The sequence below is a fragment of the Enterobacter sp. KBR-315C3_2022 genome (genome assembly GCF_041399425.1).
In the GTDB taxonomy this organism is placed as follows: Bacteria; Pseudomonadota; Gammaproteobacteria; order Enterobacterales; family Enterobacteriaceae; genus Enterobacter.
This window is the reverse complement of record NZ_JBGKEB010000008.1, coordinates 1-17316: the sequence shown is the minus strand read 5'-3', so window position 1 is coordinate 17316 and position 17316 is coordinate 1. Positions and strand designations below refer to the sequence as shown.

General features: G+C 62.4%; 17 protein-coding genes and 1 riboswitch. Of the genes, 14 read left to right on the top strand and 3 right to left on the bottom strand.

The annotated features are described in order from the left end of the window. Positions 1-7 precede the first annotated feature (7 nt). The 3 genes from AB8804_RS10300 (at position 8) to hutH (ending at position 4069) form a co-directional block, all read left to right on the top strand. A complete protein-coding gene (locus AB8804_RS10300; protein WP_371185649.1) occupies positions 8-736 on the top strand; it encodes a histidine utilization repressor in 729 nt (242 codons plus the stop codon). A 127-nt stretch (positions 737-863) separates the two neighbouring features. Then, positions 864-2549 carry a urocanate hydratase gene (hutU, locus tag AB8804_RS10295; protein ID WP_371185646.1) on the top strand — a complete coding sequence of 562 codons (1686 nt, stop codon included), beginning with the start codon at positions 864-866 and terminating at the stop codon, positions 2547-2549. Then, the gene (gene hutH / locus AB8804_RS10290; protein WP_371185644.1) at positions 2549-4069 is read left to right on the top strand and encodes a histidine ammonia-lyase; all 1521 of its coding nucleotides are present in this window, start codon (positions 2549-2551) and stop codon (positions 4067-4069) included. The genes hutU and hutH overlap by 1 nt, the downstream gene beginning before the upstream one ends. 84 nt (positions 4070-4153) lie before the next feature. Here hutH and AB8804_RS10285 read toward each other — a convergent pair whose 3' ends face one another. Together AB8804_RS10285 and bioA are read right to left on the bottom strand one after the other, a co-directional pair. Further along, a complete protein-coding gene (locus AB8804_RS10285; RefSeq protein ID WP_371185641.1) occupies positions 4154-4630 on the bottom strand; it encodes a kinase inhibitor in 477 nt (158 codons plus the stop codon). Between the two features lie 48 nt (positions 4631-4678). Continuing rightward, a complete protein-coding gene (bioA, locus tag AB8804_RS10280; protein WP_371185638.1) occupies positions 4679-5986 on the bottom strand; it encodes an adenosylmethionine--8-amino-7-oxononanoate transaminase in 1308 nt (435 codons plus the stop codon). A gap of 68 nt (positions 5987-6054) precedes the next feature. Here bioA and bioB point away from each other — a divergent pair, with 68 nt between their 5' ends. From bioB to uvrB, 5 genes are all read left to right on the top strand, one after another. Continuing rightward, entirely contained in the window at positions 6055-7095 is a 1041-nt protein-coding gene (gene bioB / locus AB8804_RS10275) for a biotin synthase BioB (RefSeq protein ID WP_371185636.1), read from the top strand. Continuing rightward, entirely contained in the window at positions 7092-8249 is a 1158-nt protein-coding gene (gene bioF, locus AB8804_RS10270; RefSeq protein ID WP_371185634.1) for an 8-amino-7-oxononanoate synthase, read from the top strand. The genes bioB and bioF overlap by 4 nt, the downstream gene beginning before the upstream one ends. Next, positions 8233-8988 (top strand): malonyl-ACP O-methyltransferase BioC, encoded by a 756-nt coding sequence (bioC, locus tag AB8804_RS10265; RefSeq protein WP_371185632.1) that lies wholly within the window; start codon positions 8233-8235, stop codon positions 8986-8988. The genes bioF and bioC overlap by 17 nt, the downstream gene beginning before the upstream one ends. After that, positions 8981-9670, top strand: a complete 690-nt coding sequence (gene bioD / locus AB8804_RS10260; protein WP_371185630.1) for a dethiobiotin synthase — start codon at positions 8981-8983, stop codon at positions 9668-9670. The genes bioC and bioD overlap by 8 nt, the downstream gene beginning before the upstream one ends. Before the next feature lie 625 nt (positions 9671-10295). Beyond that, entirely contained in the window at positions 10296-12311 is a 2016-nt protein-coding gene (uvrB, locus tag AB8804_RS10255) for an excinuclease ABC subunit UvrB (RefSeq protein WP_371185628.1), read from the top strand. A gap of 91 nt (positions 12312-12402) precedes the next feature. On the opposite strand, the gene yvcK is transcribed toward uvrB, so the two are convergent. After that, entirely contained in the window at positions 12403-13311 is a 909-nt protein-coding gene (gene yvcK, locus AB8804_RS10250; protein WP_371185626.1) for a uridine diphosphate-N-acetylglucosamine-binding protein YvcK, read from the bottom strand. 224 nt (positions 13312-13535) lie between these two features. Next, positions 13536-13670: riboswitch (molybdenum cofactor riboswitch) on the top strand. Here yvcK and moaA point away from each other — a divergent pair. The 6 genes from moaA to AB8804_RS10220 all read left to right on the top strand — a co-directional run bounded on the left by moaA (position 13658) and on the right by AB8804_RS10220 (position 17137). Next, complete coding sequence (gene moaA, locus AB8804_RS10245) at positions 13658-14647, top strand: GTP 3',8-cyclase MoaA (RefSeq protein ID WP_371185624.1); 990 nt, start codon at positions 13658-13660, stop codon at positions 14645-14647. Its footprint overlaps the riboswitch before it by 13 nt. 24 nt (positions 14648-14671) lie before the next feature. Continuing rightward, positions 14672-15184, top strand: coding sequence for a molybdenum cofactor biosynthesis protein B (moaB, locus tag AB8804_RS10240; protein ID WP_371185622.1), 513 nt, complete (start codon positions 14672-14674; stop codon positions 15182-15184). A gap of 3 nt (positions 15185-15187) precedes the next feature. Beyond that, on the top strand, positions 15188-15673 hold the full coding sequence (gene moaC, locus AB8804_RS10235; protein ID WP_166717434.1) for a cyclic pyranopterin monophosphate synthase MoaC: 486 nt from the start codon (positions 15188-15190) through the stop codon (positions 15671-15673). Next, complete coding sequence (moaD, locus tag AB8804_RS10230; RefSeq protein ID WP_371185619.1) at positions 15666-15911, top strand: molybdopterin synthase sulfur carrier subunit; 246 nt, start codon at positions 15666-15668, stop codon at positions 15909-15911. Before moaC ends, moaD begins: the two co-directional genes overlap by 8 nt. Before the next feature lies 1 nt (position 15912). Further along, on the top strand, positions 15913-16365 hold the full coding sequence (gene moaE, locus AB8804_RS10225) for a molybdopterin synthase catalytic subunit MoaE (RefSeq protein WP_371185616.1): 453 nt from the start codon (positions 15913-15915) through the stop codon (positions 16363-16365). 64 nt (positions 16366-16429) lie between these two features. Further along, the gene (locus AB8804_RS10220) at positions 16430-17137 is read left to right on the top strand and encodes a Bax inhibitor-1 family protein (RefSeq protein ID WP_371185614.1); all 708 of its coding nucleotides are present in this window, start codon (positions 16430-16432) and stop codon (positions 17135-17137) included. Positions 17138-17316 lie beyond the last annotated feature (179 nt).

The window sequence follows — 17316 nt, the reverse complement described above, 5'->3', positions numbered from 1 at the left end:
AGTCACTATGTTTTCACGCTCACCGCAGCCCAGCCCGCCCGTGCCTTTTTATGAAAAGATCAAGCAGGCGATCAGCGAAAAAATCGCCTCCGGCACGCTTCGCCCGCACGACCGCATTCCGTCGGAAGCCGAACTGGTGGCGCAGTTTGGCTATAGCCGGATGACCGTCAACCGCGCCCTGCGCGAGCTGACGGACGAAGGGCTGCTGGTGCGCCTGCAGGGCGTCGGCACCTTTGTCGCCGAGCCGAAAGGGCAGTCCGCGCTGTTTGAAATCCGCAGCATTGCTGACGAAATTGCCTCGCGCAACCACCGGCACCGCTGCGAGGTGCTGGTGCTGGAAGAGACGCAGGCGAGCGCCGAGCAGGCCCTGGAGCTGAACGTTAAAGAGGGCACGCGGATTTTCCATTCGCTGATGATCCACTACGAGAACGACGTTCCGGTACAGATTGAAGACCGCTGCGTCAACGCCGCGCGCGTGCCGGAGTACCTCGAGCAGGATTACACCCAGACTACGCCGCACGCGTATCTTTCGCGCATCGCGCCGCTGACGGAAGGGGAGCACATCGTCGAGGCCGTACGGGCCGCGCCGCAGGAGTGCGACTGGCTGCGCGTGAAGGAGCACGATCCCTGCCTGCTGATCCGCCGCCGCACCTGGTCGTCTTCGGACATCATTTCCCACGCCAGGCTGCTGTTCCCGGGCAACCGCTACCGGCTGCAGGGCCACTTCATGTCATAAGCGTGAAAAGCGTGATAGCTAACGCAATATAACAAAATTGTATCTTTTTTGTTAAATCCTTCCTTGTGTGTGGTTGTCTATACAAGTATATCTATTTGTATCAACCGTCCCCTATGAGGAGCACACAATGTCGTCAGGTAAATACCGCCAGCAGGATATTCGCGCCCCGCGCGGCACTACGCTCACCGCGAAAAGCTGGCTCACCGAAGCGCCGCTGCGCATGTTGATGAACAACCTCGATCCTGACGTGGCGGAAAATCCCCACGAGCTGGTGGTCTACGGCGGCATCGGTCGCGCCGCGCGCAGCTGGGAATGCTATGACGCCATTGTTAACGCGCTAACCCATCTTGAAAGCGACGAAACCCTGCTGGTGCAGTCCGGCAAGCCGGTCGGCGTGTTCAAGACCCACGCAAACGCGCCGCGCGTGCTGATCGCCAACTCCAACCTGGTGCCGCACTGGGCGACGTGGGAGCACTTCAACGAGCTGGACGCTAAGGGCCTGGCGATGTACGGCCAGATGACGGCGGGAAGCTGGATCTACATCGGCAGTCAGGGGATTGTGCAGGGCACTTATGAAACCTTCGTTGAGGCAGGCCGCCAGCACTACAATGGCTCGCTGAAAGGGCGCTGGGTGCTGACCGCAGGCCTCGGCGGCATGGGCGGCGCGCAGCCGCTGGCCGCCACGCTGGCGGGCGCCTGCTCGCTCAATATTGAGTGCCAGCAGAGCCGCATCGATTTCCGCCTGCGCACCCGCTACGTGGACGAGCAGGCGAACGACCTGGACGATGCGCTGGCGCGGATCAAAAAATACACCGGCGAGGGCAAAGCGGTGTCGATTGCCCTGTGCGGCAACGCCGCGGACGTTCTGCCGGAGCTGGTTGCCCGCGGCGTGCGCCCGGATCTGGTCACCGACCAGACCAGCGCCCACGATCCGCTGCACGGCTACCTGCCGAAAGGCTGGACGTGGGAAGCCTATCAGCAAAAAGCGGAAACCGACCCGGAGGGCACGGCGCTTGCCGCGAAACGTTCCATGGCGGAACACGTCTCCGCGATGCTGGCCTTCAGCCGGATGGGCATCCCGACCTTCGACTACGGCAACAACATTCGCCAGATGGCAAAAGAGATGGGCGTCTCCGATGCCTTTGACTTCCCCGGCTTCGTGCCCGCCTATATTCGCCCGCTGTTCTGCCGCGGCATCGGCCCGTTCCGCTGGGTTGCCCTGTCCGGCGACCCGGAAGATATCTATAAAACCGACGCGAAGGTGAAGGAGATCGTCGCCGACGACGAACACCTGCACCGCTGGCTGGACATGGCCCGCGAGCGCATCAACTTCCAGGGCCTGCCGGCGCGCATCTGCTGGGTTGGGCTGGCGTGGCGTCAAAAGCTTGGCCTGGCCTTTAACGAAATGGTGCGCAGCGGCGAAGTCTCCGCGCCGATCGTCATCGGCCGCGACCACCTGGACTCCGGCTCCGTGGCCAGCCCGAACCGCGAAACCGAAGCCATGCGCGACGGCTCCGATGCGGTCTCCGACTGGCCGCTGCTCAACGCCCTGCTGAACACCGCCAGCGGCGCAACCTGGGTATCTTTACACCACGGCGGCGGCGTGGGGATGGGCTTCTCCCAGCATTCGGGAATGGTCATCGTCTGCGACGGAACCGACGAGGCGGCGGCGCGCATCGCCCGCGTGCTGCACAACGACCCGGCCACCGGCGTGATGCGCCACGCGGATGCGGGCTACGAGATTGCGATTGAATGTGCCGAAGAGCAGGGGCTAAACCTGCCGATGGTCCCTGCCACACAAGGAAAGCATTGATGAACGCCTTAACACTCACTCCCGGCTCGCTGACGCTCACCCATCTGCGCGGCGTCTGGCGTCAGCCGGTCACCCTTTCGCTCGACGAAAGCGCCCATGCGGCGATTAACGACAGCGTCGCCTGCGTAGAGGCGATCGTTGCCGAAGGGCGCACCGCCTACGGCATTAACACCGGTTTTGGCCTGCTGGCGCAGACGCGCATCGCGACGCACGATCTCGAAAACCTGCAGCGCTCGCTGGTGCTGTCCCACGCGGCGGGCGTCGGCCAGCCGCTGGACGATGAGATTGTCCGCCTGATGATGGTGCTGAAAATCAACAGCCTGGCGCGCGGGTTTTCCGGCATTCGCCTGAGCGTGATCCAGGCGCTGATGGCGCTGGTCAATGCCAACGTCTATCCGTGGATCCCGGCGAAAGGCTCCGTCGGCGCGTCCGGCGACCTGGCCCCGCTGGCGCACATGTCGCTCCTGCTGCTCGGCGAAGGCAAAGCGCGCTGGCAGGGCACATGGCTGCCCGCCAAAGAGGCGCTGCAAAAGGCGGGATTGACGCCCATTACCCTGGCGGCGAAAGAGGGGCTGGCGCTGCTTAACGGCACCCAGGCGTCGACCGCCTTCGCGCTGCGCGGCCTGTTTGAGGCGGAAGATCTGTTTGCCTCGGCGGTGGCGTGCGGCGCACTCACTACCGAGGCGGTGCTGGGCTCGCGCCGTCCGTTCGATGCGCGCATCCACGCGGTGCGCGGTCAGCGCGGGCAGATTGACGCGGCGGCGATGTATCGCCATCTGCTGACCGACGCCAGCGAGATTGCCGACTCTCACCACAACTGTGAGAAGGTGCAGGATCCTTACTCGCTGCGCTGCCAGCCGCAGGTGATGGGCGCATGCCTGACGCAGCTGCGCCAGGCGGCGGAGGTGCTGCTGGTTGAAGCCAACGCGGTGTCCGACAACCCGCTGGTGTTCGCTCAGGAAAACGAGGTGGTGTCCGGCGGTAACTTCCACGCCGAGCCGGTGGCGATGGCGGCGGACAATATCGCGCTGGCGATTGCCGAAATCGGGGCGTTATCCGAACGGCGCATCGCGCTGATGATGGACAAACATATGTCCCAGCTGCCGCCGTTCCTGGTGCTCAACGGCGGGGTGAACTCCGGCTTTATGATTGCGCAGGTCACCGCGGCGGCGCTGGCGAGCGAGAATAAAGCGCTGTCGCACCCGCACAGCGTGGACAGCCTGCCGACCTCGGCCAACCAGGAGGATCACGTCTCGATGGCCCCGGCCGCCGGGCGTCGCCTGTGGGAAATGGCGTCGAATACCCGCGGCGTGCTGGCGGTGGAGTGGCTGGCGGCGTGCCAGGGGATTGACCTGCGCGAGGGGCTAAAATCCAGCCCGCTGCTGGAGCAGGCGCGCCACGCGCTGCGCGAGTACGTTGCGCACTACGACGACGACCGCTTCTTTGCGCCGGATATTGATAAGGCGATACAGCTTCTGGAAGAGGGACGGCTGGTGGGGCTGTTGCCGCCGGTGCTGTGATTGTGTGCCCGGTGGCGCTGCGCTTACCGGGCCTACGGGTGCGAAATGTAGGCCGGGTAAGGCGTAGCCGCCACCCGGCTTTTTTTATGAGTACATCGCCGTAATCGACGCGCTGCCCAGCGAATGGAAATGCACGTTAAACCCGACCATCGCGCCGCTGGCGCCTTCGTCTACCTCAATCTTCTCCACGTCCAGCGCGTGTACCGTAAAGATATAGCGGTGCGTTTCACTCTTCGGCGGTGCCGCGCCGCCGTAGCCCGCTTTGCCAAAGTCGGTGCGGGTCTGAATCGCGCCTTCCGGCAGCGCGACCAGGTCGGAGCCGGAGCCCTGCGGCAGCACGCGCGTGTCGGCGGGAAGGTTCGCAACGATCCAGTGCCACCAGCCGGAGCCGGTCGGCGCGTCCGGATCGTAGCAGGTCACCACGAAGCTTTTGGTTCCGGCCGGAACCTCGTCCCACGCCAGGTGCGGGGAGATATTATCCCCCTCGTAGCCCATGCCGTTGAACACGTGGCGCGCCGGCAGCTTTTCGCCGTCGCGCAGATCTTTACTGATGATTTTCATACGGTCTACCCTCGTGAATCACTCGTACAGAAAGTGTAACGCACAGGATTACATCGCGAAATGCGCGGGAGTGTTAACGGCTGTAACGACCGCAGCCGTTAATTTACGCAGCTGCTCCGGGGTAATGACATACGGCGGCATCAGGTAAATCAGCCTGCCGAAAGGACGCACCCACACCCCTTGCTCGACGAAGAAGCGCTGCAGCGCCGCCATATCTACCGGACGGTGCGTTTCGACCACGCCAATCGCGCCCAGCACGCGCACGTCCGCGACGTGCTCAGAATCGGCGGCTGCGCGCAGCTCATCCTTCAGCTGCGCCTCAATGGACGCGACCTGCGCCCGCCACTCGCCGCTCTCGAGAATGGCGAGGCTTTCGCTGGCGACCGCGCAGGCCAGCGGGTTGCCCATAAACGTCGGGCCGTGCATAAAGCAGCCCGCCTCGCCGTCGCTGATGGTGTCGGCCACGCTGCGCGTGGTGAGCGTGGCGGAGAGCGTCATGGTGCCGCCGGTCAGCGCTTTTCCGAGGCACAGAATATCCGGCGAAATCCCCGCGTGCTCGCAGGCAAACAGCCTGCCGGTGCGGCCAAACCCGGTGGCGATCTCATCGGCAATCAGCAAAATCCCCTCGCGGTCGCACATCCTGCGGATGCGCCTGAGCCACTCCGGATGGTACATGCGCATGCCGCCTGCGCCCTGCACGATCGGCTCCAGGATCACGGCCGCAATCTCGTGGCGATGCGCTGCCATCAGCCGCGCGAAGCCGACCATGTCTGCCTCGTCCCACTCGCCGTCGAAGCGGCTCTGCGGCGCGGGGGCAAACAGGTTTTCCGGCAGGTAGCCCTTCCACAGGCTGTGCATGGAGTTGTCCGGATCGCAGACCGACATCGCGCCGAAGGTATCGCCGTGGTAGCCGTTGCGGAAGGTGAGGAACCGCTGGCGGGTCTCGCCTTTGGCGTGCCAGTACTGCAGCGCCATTTTCATCGCCACCTCAACGGCGACGGAGCCGGAGTCGGCGAGGAACACGCACTCCAGCGGGGCGGGCGTCATTGCCACCAGGCGGCGGCACAGGTCTATGGCAGGCTGATGGGTAATGCCGCCAAACATCACGTGCGACATCTGGTCAATCTGCGCCTTCATCGCCGCGTTCAGGCGCGGGTGGTTGTACCCGTGAATGGCGGCCCACCAGGATGACATCCCGTCTACGAGCGCGTCGCCGCTGGCGAGATGCAGCTCGCAGCCGCGTGCGGAGGCAACCGGATAGACGGGCAGGGGGCGAGTGGTGGAGGTGTAGGGGTGCCAGATATGCTGCCTGTCGAAGGCGAGATCGTCCTGGGTCATAATCGACTTGTAAACCATTTTGAAAAGTTTTAGGTTTACAAGTATAAACCGAACCGACAATTAACAAAACCCTTTGGAGAAGCCCAATGGCTCACCACGCACGCTGGACGATGTCGCAAGTCACTGAATTATTCAATAAACCGTTCCTGGAGCTGATGTTTGAAGCGCAGCAGGTTCACCGCCAGCACTTTGATCCCCGCCACGTGCAGGTCAGCACGCTGCTGTCGATCAAGACCGGCGCCTGCCCGGAAGACTGCAAATATTGCCCGCAAAGCGCGCGCTACAAAACCGGCCTTGAATCCGAGCGCCTGATGGAGGTGGAGCAGGTGCTCGACTCCGCGCGTAAGGCGAAGAACGCCGGTTCGACCCGCTTCTGCATGGGCGCGGCGTGGAAAAACCCGCATGACCGCGATATGCCGTACCTCGAGCAGATGGTGAAGGGCGTGAAGGAGATGGGCCTGGAGGCCTGCATGACGCTCGGCACGCTGAACGACGAGCAGGCGCAGCGCCTCTCCGCGGCCGGGCTGGACTACTACAACCATAACCTCGACACCTCGCCGGAGTTCTACGGCAACATCATCACCACGCGCACCTATCAGGAGCGCCTGGACACCCTCGACAAGGTGCGCGACGCGGGCATCAAGGTCTGCTCCGGCGGCATCGTCGGATTGGGCGAAACGGTTAAGGACCGCGCGGGCCTGCTGCTCCAGCTTGCTAACCTGCCGACGCCGCCGGAAAGCGTGCCGATCAACATGCTGGTGAAGGTCAAAGGCACGCCGCTGGCGGATAACGACGACGTGGACGCGTTTGATTTTATCCGCACCATCGCGGTGGCGCGCATCATGATGCCCACCTCGTTCGTGCGCCTCTCCGCGGGCCGCGAGCAGATGAGCGAGCAGACCCAGGCGATGTGCTTTATGGCCGGGGCAAACTCCATTTTCTACGGCTGCAAGCTGCTGACCACGCCAAACCCGGAAGAGGACAAAGACGTTCAGCTGTTCCGCAAGCTGGGGCTGAACCCGCACCAGACCGAGGTTTTGACCGGCGACAACGAACAGCAGCAGCAGCTGGAACAGCAAATTTTCAACGCCGACACCGAACAGTTCTACAACGCGGCAGCGCTATGACCTGGCAGACGCGAATCGACGCCGCCCTGAACGCGCGTCGGGCGGCTGACGCGTTCCGCACGCGCAGCCCGGTGGAAAGCGGCGCGGGCCGCTTTCTGGTGCGCGACGGCAGGCGGTACTGCAACTTCTCCAGCAACGACTACCTCGGCCTCAGCCAGCATCCGCAGATCATTCGCGCCTGGCAGCAGGGGGCCGAGCGCTACGGCGTGGGCAGCGGCGGCTCCGGCCACGTCAGCGGCTACACCACCGCGCACCGGGCGCTCGAGGAGCAGCTTGCCGACTGGCTGGGCTACCCGCGCGCGCTGCTGTTTATCTCCGGCTTTGCCGCCAACCAGGCGGTGATTGCCGCGCTGATGGGCAAAGACGATCGCATCGTCGCCGACCGCCTGAGCCATGCGTCCCTGCTCGAAGCGGCCAGCCTGAGCCCGGCGCAGCTGCGCCGGTTTGCGCACAACGACGACGCGCAGATGCGCGCCCTGCTGGCGAAGCCCTGCGCCGGAGTCCAGCTGGCGGTGACGGAAGGGGTGTTCAGCATGGACGGCGACGCCGCGCCGCTGGGGGCGCTTCACGCCGCGGCCCGGCAGCATGACGCCTGGCTGATGGTCGACGATGCCCACGGGATCGGCGTCGTGGGGGAGGAAGGCCGCGGCAGCGCCTGGCAGCAGGGCGTGAAGCCGGAGCTGCTGGTCGTCACCTTCGGCAAAGGCGCTGGCGTCAGCGGCGCGGCGGTGCTGTGCAGCGAGCCGGTGGCCGACTACCTGCTGCAGTTTGCCCGCCACCTGATCTACAGCACCAGCATGCCGCCCGCGCAGGCCGTTGCGCTTTCCGCGTCGGTGAACATGATCCGCAGCGCCGAGGGCGACGAGCGCCGCCAGCGCTTGGCCGACCGCATTCGCCGCTTTCGCGAAGGGGCGAAGGCGCTGGCGCTGCAGGGCACCGATTCTCAGAGCGCCATTCAGCCCGTTATCGTCGGCGAAAACGATCGGGCGCTGGCGCTGGCGCAAACCCTGCGCGATAACGAGATGTGGGCGACCGCCATCCGCCCGCCCACCGTGCCGCCGGGCACCGCGCGCCTGCGCCTGACGCTGACGGCGGCGCACGAGGCGCAGGACATCGATGCCCTGCTGGAGGTGCTGCATGTCATCCGTCAATAAGCAGGCGATCGCCGCGGCGTTTGGCCGGGCCGCGCAGAGCTACGCGCAGCACGACGCGCTGCAGCGCCAGAGCGCGCAGGGGCTTATTGCGGCGATTGGTGAAGGCTATTTTCCGCAGGTGCTGGACGCGGGCTGCGGTCCGGGGAGCAACAGCCGCTACTGGCGCGCGGCGGGAAGCCGGGTCACGGCTATCGATCTCTCTGAGCAGATGCTCGACGAGGCGCGCCAGCAGCAGTCGGCGGACCGCTATCTGGCGGCCGATATCGAAGCCATTCCGCTGGCGGACGCGCAGTTTGATTTGGTCTGGAGCCATCTGGCGGTGCAGTGGTGCAGCAGCCTGCCGCAGGCGCTGAGCGAGCTGTATCGCGTCGCGCGTCCGGGCGGGAAGGTGGCCTTCACCACGCTTCTTGAGAGCTCGCTTCCGGAGCTAAACGAGGCGTGGCGGGCGGTGGACGGGCGCGAGCACGCGAACCGGTTTCTATCGCACGAGAGCGTGGCGCAGGCGCTGGCAGGCCGACGCTATCGCACCGAGGTGCAGACCATCACGCTCGACTTTAGCGATGCCCTGAGCGCCATGCGCTCGTTAAAGGGCATCGGCGCCACGCACCTGCACGCCGGGCGTGAGAAAAAACCGCTTACCCGAAGCCAGCTCCAGCGCCTGGAGCTCGCCTGGCCGCAGCGGGGGGGCCGCTTCCCGCTCTCTTATCATCTTTTTCATGGGATTATTGAACGTGACTGAACGCTATTTTGTTACCGGCACCGATACGGAAGTGGGCAAAACCGTTGCCAGCGCCGCGCTGCTGCAGGCGGCGCGTCTTCTTGGACACGCAACCGCAGGGTATAAGCCCGTCGCCTCCGGCAGCGAAATGACGCCGGAAGGGCTGCGCAATACCGACGCGCTGGCACTGCAGCGCAACAGCAGCGTCGGGCTGGACTACGCGGCGGTGAATCCGTACACCTTCGCGGAGCCGACCTCGCCGCACTTCGTCAGCGCCGACGAAGGCCGCCCGATTGATTTCGCGGTGATGTCTGCGTGCCTGCGCGCGCTTGAGGCGCGGGCGGAGTGGGTGCTGGTGGAAGGGGCAGGTGGCTGGTTCACGCCGCTCTCTGACGCGCAGACCTTCGCCGACTGGGTGCAGGCCGAGCGGCTGCCGGTCATTCTGGTGGTGGGGGTGAAGCTGGGCTGTATTAACCACGCGATGCTGACCGCGCAGGCCATTCAGCAGGCCGGCTTAACGCTGGCGGGCTGGGTCGCCAACGACGTCGTGCCGCCCGGCAGGCGGCATCGGGAATACCTGGAGACGCTGAACCGGGTGCTGCCCGCGCCGTGTCTCGGCGAAATCCCGTGGCTTGCCGACGGCGCGGAGGAGGCGGAAACCGGACGCTATCTCGACCTGAGCCTCCTTCAGCCTGCACGATAAAATGCATTCTGCGAACGTGGCCCTGCGCCACGTTTTTTTTCGTGTATGGCCGTTCCCGTCGCGGAAATGTGATTAAGATCTCGCCAGCTGGACAGGATGGAAATGACTAAACTTCGGCAAAAAAGAGTGATAAAAATTTTTTACCGCCGCTTCGTGGGAAAAACCGGGAATTTGCCGAGCGGCACGCCATATGGGCTGAGAGCAGTTATCCACTATTCCTGTGGATAACCATGTGCATTAGAGTTAGAAAACACGCGAGAAGCGAGAGAATACGCGGCCTACGCGCAAATTGGTGCGAAACGCGGCTTTATAAAATATCTGTTACTTTTCAACTCGTTGAATAAAAGCAATTGCCCTTATGAAAGGCTCATCGACCGACTTAAAACTTTCCTTACCTGTCTTGACAAATGTTAAAAAATGAAATGTTTTGGGGATAACCGCGCTTCGCTGGTGTTTTATGTTGCCGCAGCGGAAATTTCAATCAGGAACGCGCTAGCCCGGCAGGGGCCAGGCTGAATATCCTGACATGATACTGGTTTTTTATCCAGTATCTTTTACTGGCATTCCTGGCAACAACGAGTAAAATTACTCGTCTGCCGCTTACTACGTCATCAGGTCGTTGCCCATGAGTAAACCGTTCAAATTAAATTCCGCTTTCCGCCCGTCCGGCGACCAGCCTGAGGCGATTCGTCGTCTGGAAGAGGGGCTGGAAGATGGATTGGCGCACCAGACGCTGCTGGGGGTAACCGGTTCGGGTAAAACGTTTACCGTCGCGAACGTCATTGCGGACCTGCAACGCCCGACGATGGTGCTGGCCCCCAATAAAACCCTGGCGGCGCAGCTCTACGGCGAGATGAAGGAGTTCTTTCCGGAGAACGCGGTGGAGTATTTCGTCTCGTACTACGATTACTACCAGCCTGAGGCCTACGTCCCAAGCTCTGACACCTTTATCGAAAAAGACGCCTCGGTGAACGAACACATCGAGCAGATGCGCCTGTCGGCGACCAAGGCGCTGCTGGAGCGTCGCGACGTGGTGGTGGTGGCTTCGGTATCCGCCATCTACGGCCTGGGCGATCCGGACCTGTATCTGAAAATGATGCTGCACCTGACGCAGGGGATGATTATCGATCAGCGCGCCATCGTGCGCCGCCTGGCCGAGCTGCAGTACGCCCGTAACGATCAGGCGTTCCAGCGCGGCACCTTCCGCGTGCGCGGCGAGGTGATCGACATCTTCCCGGCGGAGTCGGACGATATGGCGCTGCGCGTCGAGCTGTTTGACGAAGAGGTTGAGCGGCTGTCGCTGTTCGACCCGCTGACCGGGCACATTGAGTCGGTGATCCAGCGCTTTACCATCTACCCTAAAACGCACTACGTGACGCCGCGCGAGCGCATCGTGCAGGCGATGGAAGAGATTAAGGTTGAGCTGGCTGACCGCCGCAAGGTGCTGCTGGCGAACAACAAGCTGCTTGAAGAGCAGCGCCTGAGCCAGCGAACCCAGTTCGATCTGGAGATGATGAACGAGCTGGGCTACTGCTCCGGCATCGAAAACTACTCGCGCTATCTCTCAGGCCGCGGGCCGGGCGAAGCGCCGCCGACGCTGTTTGACTATCTTCCGGCCGACGGCCTGCTGGTGATTGACGAATCCCACGTGACGATCCCGCAGATTGGCGGTATGTACCGCGGCGACCGCGCGCGAAAAGAGACGCTGGTCGAATACGGCTTCCGCCTGCCGTCGGCGCTGGATAACCGTCCAATGAAGTTTGAAGAGTTTGAGGCGCTCGCGCCGCAGACGATTTACGTGTCGGCAACGCCGGGTAACTACGAGCTGGAGAAATCCGGCGACGACGTGGTGGATCAGGTGGTGCGCCCGACGGGCCTGCTCGATCCGATTATCGAGGTGCGGCCGGTGGCAACGCAGGTCGACGATCTGCTTTCAGAGATCCGCGCCCGCTCCGCCATCAACGAGCGCGTGCTGGTCACCACGCTGACCAAACGCATGGCGGAAGACCTGACCGAGTATCTGGAAGAGCACGGCGAGAAGGTGCGCTACCTGCACTCGGACATCGACACCGTCGAGCGCATGGAGATTATCCGCGATCTGCGCCTCGGCGAGTTTGACGTGCTGGTCGGCATCAACCTGCTGCGAGAAGGCCTGGATATGCCGGAAGTCTCGCTGGTGGCGATTCTGGATGCCGACAAAGAGGGCTTCCTGCGCTCCGAGCGCTCGCTGATCCAGACCATCGGCCGCGCCGCGCGTAACGTGAACGGCAAGGCGATTCTGTACGGCGATAAGATCACGCCGTCGATGGCGAAAGCGATCGGCGAGACGGAGCGCCGCCGCGAGAAGCAGCAGCGCTACAACGAAGAGCACGGCATTACGCCGCAGGGCCTGAACAAGAAGGTGGTGGACATTCTGGCGCTCGGTCAGAACATCGCGAAGACCAAGGCGAAAGGACGCGGCAAGACTCGTTCGGTAGTGGAAGAGGATACCGTCGTACTGACGCCGAAAGCGCTGCAGCAGAAAATTCACGAGCTGGAAGGGCAGATGATGCAGCACGCACAGAACCTGGAGTTCGAAGAGGCGGCGCAAATCCGCGACCAGCTGCATCAGCTGCGCGAGCTGTTTATCGCGGCGTCTTGAGTGGGTTTTGCCCGGTGGCGCTTGCGCTTACCGGGCCTACGTTTTTCTCCCTCTCCCCGGGATGAGGCCATCATGCCGCACAAAACAAACTCTATCCCAGCGCCTGAACCGCCTTCTCCAGCGCCTCGCGCAGCAGGTGTCTGTCGTGACGATACTTAATATCGCTCGCTTCCAGCGGCTCCTGGACCACCACGCGGCCTTCCATGCCGGAGACATCAACGCTTGGTCCCACCACCACGCCGTCGATAATCTTCTTACCCACGTAATGCTCCATCAGCGCCAGCTTCTGCACCAGCGTCAGGCTGGCGGCCGCAGGGCTCAGCTCGCGCCCCAGGTTGCCCACGTAAACCATCGGCGCAGGCGTTCTGCGCAGGGCCTGCGCCAGCTCTTTGACCAGCAGGATGGGCATCAGGCTGGTGTAAAAACTGCCCGGTCCGATCAGGATCAAATCCGCTTCGCTTATCGCCTCTACCGCCTCGCGCGTGGCGGGCACGCTCGGGTAGGTCATCAGCTCTTTAGGCGGCTGAATAAGCTGGTCGATATTGACCTCGCCATACACTTCATGGCCTTCGGCGTCGATGGCCATCAAATCCACCGGTTGTTCCGACATCGGGATCAGAAACGCGTCCACTTTGAGCAGGTTACGGATTAAGTTTATCGCTTCCAGAGGCCGCACGCTCAGGTGATCCAGCGCCTTTAACATCAGGTTTCCGAGGTTATGCCCGGAAAGTTCGCCGTTACCGCCAAAACGATACTCAAACATGGCGGATGCGACGCTTGGTTCGGTAATTAACTGATTAAGACAGTTGCGCGTATCGCCCCAGGCAATCCCGCCTTCCGCGCGTCGAATCCGCCCCGTTGAGCCGCCGTTGTCCGTGGTGGTCACGATGCCCGTGAGCCTGGAGCCCAGTGAGGACAATGAGGACATGACGCGACCCAGCCCGTGGCCACCGCCGAGAGCGACAACGCGGTCAAGATCCGCCAGCGTGCGATTGCGCATATGTATTCCTTATGAGTTTTATCCGCGTAACAGTAACCTAACTACCACCAAAAGACGATGCTTCACCCGCTCGCGAATGATGTATATCAATGCGAAAGTGCTGTTTTTACGTATTCTATAGCGAAAATGCACAATCGTGCCGCTATATATAGAAATATATAGCGAAAAGCGAAAATGGCGAACTGATGATTTAAGCGCTACTATCGCCTAAACCTGTTTTCATTATTGAAAACCTACACTCTAGCCTTTGCGCCTGTGTCGAAAGATATGGCGCTCTGGCCGTGGCGGACCTGCCACCAGGGTACAGAAAGAAATGACTGTGCCTCCCGTATCTGGAAAGGTGTACATGGCTTCACAACTCACTGATGCTTTCGCGCGCAAGTTTTACTACCTGCGCCTGTCGATTACCGACGTGTGCAACTTCCGTTGCACCTATTGCCTGCCAGACGGCTACAAGCCAGGCAGCGTCACCAATAACGGCTTTCTTTCCGTCGATGAGGTGCGCCGCGTCACGCGCGCCTTCGCCGAGCTCGGCACGGAAAAAGTGCGCCTGACCGGCGGCGAGCCTTCACTGCGTCGAGATTTCCCCGACATCATCGCGGCCGTGCGTGAAAACGCGCGTATCCGCCAGATCGCCGTTACCACTAACGGCTACCGCATGGCGCGTGACGTGGCAGCCTGGCGCGACGCGGGGCTAACCGCAATTAACGTCAGCGTCGATAGCCTCGACGCCCGTCAGTTCCACGCCATTACCGGCCAGGACAAATTCCAGCAGGTGATGGAAGGCATCGACGCAGCGTTTGACGCGGGCTTCGATAAAGTCAAAGTCAACACGGTGCTGATGCGCGACGTGAACCACCATCAGCTCGACACCTTCCTGGCGTGGATCAAGCCGCGCCGCATTCAGCTGCGTTTTATTGAGCTGATGGAGACCGGCGAGGGCAGCGACCTGTTCCGCCGCCATCATATCTCCGGCATGGTGCTGCGCGACGAGCTGCTCAAGCGCGGCTGGATACACCAGATCCGCCAGCGCAGCGACGGCCCGGCCCAGGTCTTTTGCCACCCGGATTACGAAGGGGAAATCGGGCTGATTATGCCCTATGAGAAAGACTTCTGCGCCAGCTGCAACCGCCTGCGCGTCTCCTCCGTCGGCAAGCTGCATCTTTGCCTGTTCGGCGACGGCGGCGTGGATCTGCGCGATCTGCTGGAACACGACGCCCAGCAGGAGGCGCTTGAAGCGCGCATCTCCGAGGCGCTGACGCACAAAAAGCAGACCCACTTCCTGCATCAGGGCAACACCGGCATTACGCAAAATCTGTCATACATTGGCGGGTAATCAGCTTTAAGAAGGAACCAGAAGATGAGTCAGGTAAGCGCAGAATTTATCCCGACACGCATTGCTATTCTTACCGTTTCCGAACGTCGCGGCGAAGAGGATGACACCTCCGGCCACTGGCTGCGCGACGCGGCGCACGATGCCGGACATCACGTTGTCGATAAGGCGATCGTGAAAGAGAACCGCTACGCCATTCGCGCCCAGGTTTCGCAGTGGATCGCCAGCGACGAGGTGCAGGTGGTGTTGATCACCGGCGGCACCGGCTTTACCGCAGGCGATCAGGCGCCCGAAGCGCTGATCCCGCTGTTTGACCGCGAGGTCGAAGGGTTTGGTGAAGTGTTCCGCATGCTGTCGTTCGAAGAGATCGGCACCTCCACGCTGCAGTCGCGCGCGGTGGCGGGCGTGGCAAACGGCACGCTGATTTTCGCCATGCCCGGCTCGACCAAAGCCTGCCGCACCGCGTGGGAAAATATCATTTCCCCGCAGCTTGATGCCCGCACCCGTCCGTGTAATTTTCATCCCCATTTGAAGAAATAAGCTATGTCGCAACTGACCCATATTAACGCCGCGGGCGAAGCCCACATGGTGGACGTCTCCGCCAAGGCCGAAACGGTGCGCGAGGCGCGCGCCGAAGCGTTTGTCACCATGCTGCCGGAGACGCTGGCGATGATTATCGACGGCAGTCACCACAAGGGCGACGTGTTCGCCACCGCCCGCATTGCCGGTATCCAGGCCGCTAAGCGCACCTGGGACCTTATTCCCCTGTGCCACCCGCTGATGCTCAGCAAGGTTGAGGTCAACCTGCTTGCGCAGCCGGAGCACAACCGCGTGCGCATCGAATCCCTCTGCCGCCTGACCGGTAAAACCGGCGTCGAGATGGAGGCCCTGACGGCCGCGTCCGTTGCCGCGCTGACCATCTACGACATGTGCAAGGCCGTGCAGAAAGACATGGTGATAGGCCCGGTGCGCCTGCTGGCGAAAAGCGGCGGCAAATCCGGTGATTTTAAGGTGGACAGCCATGATTAAGGTGCTCTTTTTTGCTCAGGTGCGCGAGCTGGTCAATACCGACAGCCTGACGGTCGACGGTGCGTTTGAGAACGTGGCCGCGCTGCGCGCCCATCTGGCCGGGCAGGGCGACCGCTGGGCGCTGGCGCTGGACGAGGGCAAGCTGCTGGCGGCCGTGAACCAGACGCTGGTCGATTTCAATCATCCGCTGACGGCGGGCGATGAAGTGGCGTTCTTCCCGCCGGTCACGGGAGGCTAACATGGCTGAAACCCGAATCCTCGTGAGCCACGATCGCTTCAGCGTCGGCAGCGAATACGACTGGCTGGCCGAGCGCGACGAAGACGGCGCGGTCGTGACCTTCACCGGCAAAGTGCGCAACCATAACCTCGGCGACAGCGTGAAGGCGCTGACGCTGGAGCACTATCCGGGCATGACCGAGAAATCACTTGCGGAGATCGTCGACGAGGCGCGTGGCCGCTGGCCGCTGGGCCGCGTGACCGTTATTCACCGCATCGGCGAGATGTGGCCGGGCGAAGAGATCGTCTTTGTCGGCGTTACCAGCGCGCACCGCGGCAGCGCCTTTGCGGCAGGGGAGTTCATCATGGACTATCTCAAAACCAAAGCGCCGTTCTGGAAACGCGAAGCGACGCCGGAAGGCGACCGCTGGGTGGAATCACGCGACAGCGACAAAGAAGCCGCCGGCCGTTGGTAACAGGTTTACGCGGATGTGTTAGTCTTAAGGCGTGTGTCTACTTAATATTAATCAGGAGTGAATCATGGACCGATTTCCGCGTTCCGATTCGATAGTACAGCAGTCCCGTACCGGGCTGCAGACGTATATGGCTCAGGTGTACGGCTGGATGACGGTCGGCCTGCTGCTTACCGCGTTTATCGCGTGGTATGCGGCGAATACGCCGGAGATCATGATGTTTATCTTCTCCAGCAAAATTACCTTCTTTGGGCTGATCATCGCCCAGCTTGCGCTGGTGTTCGTGCTCTCGGGCCTGGTGCATAAGCTCAGCGCCGGAATGGCGACCACGCTGTTTATGCTCTACTCGGCGCTGACGGGTCTGACGCTGTCCAGCATCTTTATCGCTTATACCTATTCGTCAATCGCCAGCACTTTCGTGGTCACCGGCGGGATGTTTGGCGCGATGAGCCTTTACGGTTACACCACCAAGCGCGATCTGAGCGGCTTCGGCAGCATGCTGTTTATGGGGCTGATTGGGATCGTGCTCGCGTCGCTGGTGAACCTGTGGCTGAAGAGCGAAGCGCTGATGTGGGCCGTGACCTATATCGGGGTGGTGGTCTTCGTGGGGCTGACCGCGTACGACACGCAGAAGTTGAAGAATATTGGCGAGCAGATTGACGTCCGTGATGCGTCAACCCTGCGTAAATACTCTATTCTCGGCGCGCTGACGCTGTATCTGGACTTTATCAACCTGTTCCTGATGCTGCTGCGGATTTTCGGCAACCGTCGTTAAGGTTGTTTTGCCGGGGGGGGGGGGGGGGGGGGGGGGGGGGGGGGGGGGGGGGGGGGGGGGGGGGGGGCGCGGGGGGGGGGGGGGGGGGGGGGGGGGGGGGGGGGGGGGGGGGGGGGGGGGGGGGGGGGGGGGGGGGGGGGGGGGGGGGGGGGGGGGGGGGGGGGGGGGGGGGGGGGGGG

Coding starts and splice junctions, on each gene's coding strand:
- AB8804_RS10300 (WP_371185649.1), top strand. CDS start 8: ATGTTTTCACGCTCACCGCAGCCCAGCCCGCCCGTGCCTTTTTATGAA.
- hutU (WP_371185646.1), top strand. CDS start 864: ATGTCGTCAGGTAAATACCGCCAGCAGGATATTCGCGCCCCGCGCGGC.
- hutH (WP_371185644.1), top strand. CDS start 2,549: ATGAACGCCTTAACACTCACTCCCGGCTCGCTGACGCTCACCCATCTG.
- AB8804_RS10285 (WP_371185641.1), bottom strand. CDS start 4,630: ATGAAAATCATCAGTAAAGATCTGCGCGACGGCGAAAAGCTGCCGGCG.
- bioA (WP_371185638.1), bottom strand. CDS start 5,986: ATGGTTTACAAGTCGATTATGACCCAGGACGATCTCGCCTTCGACAGG.
- bioB (WP_371185636.1), top strand. CDS start 6,055: ATGGCTCACCACGCACGCTGGACGATGTCGCAAGTCACTGAATTATTC.
- bioF (WP_371185634.1), top strand. CDS start 7,092: ATGACCTGGCAGACGCGAATCGACGCCGCCCTGAACGCGCGTCGGGCG.
- bioC (WP_371185632.1), top strand. CDS start 8,233: ATGTCATCCGTCAATAAGCAGGCGATCGCCGCGGCGTTTGGCCGGGCC.
- uvrB (WP_371185628.1), top strand. CDS start 10,296: ATGAGTAAACCGTTCAAATTAAATTCCGCTTTCCGCCCGTCCGGCGAC.
- yvcK (WP_371185626.1), bottom strand. CDS start 13,311: ATGCGCAATCGCACGCTGGCGGATCTTGACCGCGTTGTCGCTCTCGGC.
- moaA (WP_371185624.1), top strand. CDS start 13,658: ATGGCTTCACAACTCACTGATGCTTTCGCGCGCAAGTTTTACTACCTG.
- moaB (WP_371185622.1), top strand. CDS start 14,672: ATGAGTCAGGTAAGCGCAGAATTTATCCCGACACGCATTGCTATTCTT.
- moaC (WP_166717434.1), top strand. CDS start 15,188: ATGTCGCAACTGACCCATATTAACGCCGCGGGCGAAGCCCACATGGTG.
- moaD (WP_371185619.1), top strand. CDS start 15,666: ATGATTAAGGTGCTCTTTTTTGCTCAGGTGCGCGAGCTGGTCAATACC.
- moaE (WP_371185616.1), top strand. CDS start 15,913: ATGGCTGAAACCCGAATCCTCGTGAGCCACGATCGCTTCAGCGTCGGC.
- AB8804_RS10220 (WP_371185614.1), top strand. CDS start 16,430: ATGGACCGATTTCCGCGTTCCGATTCGATAGTACAGCAGTCCCGTACC.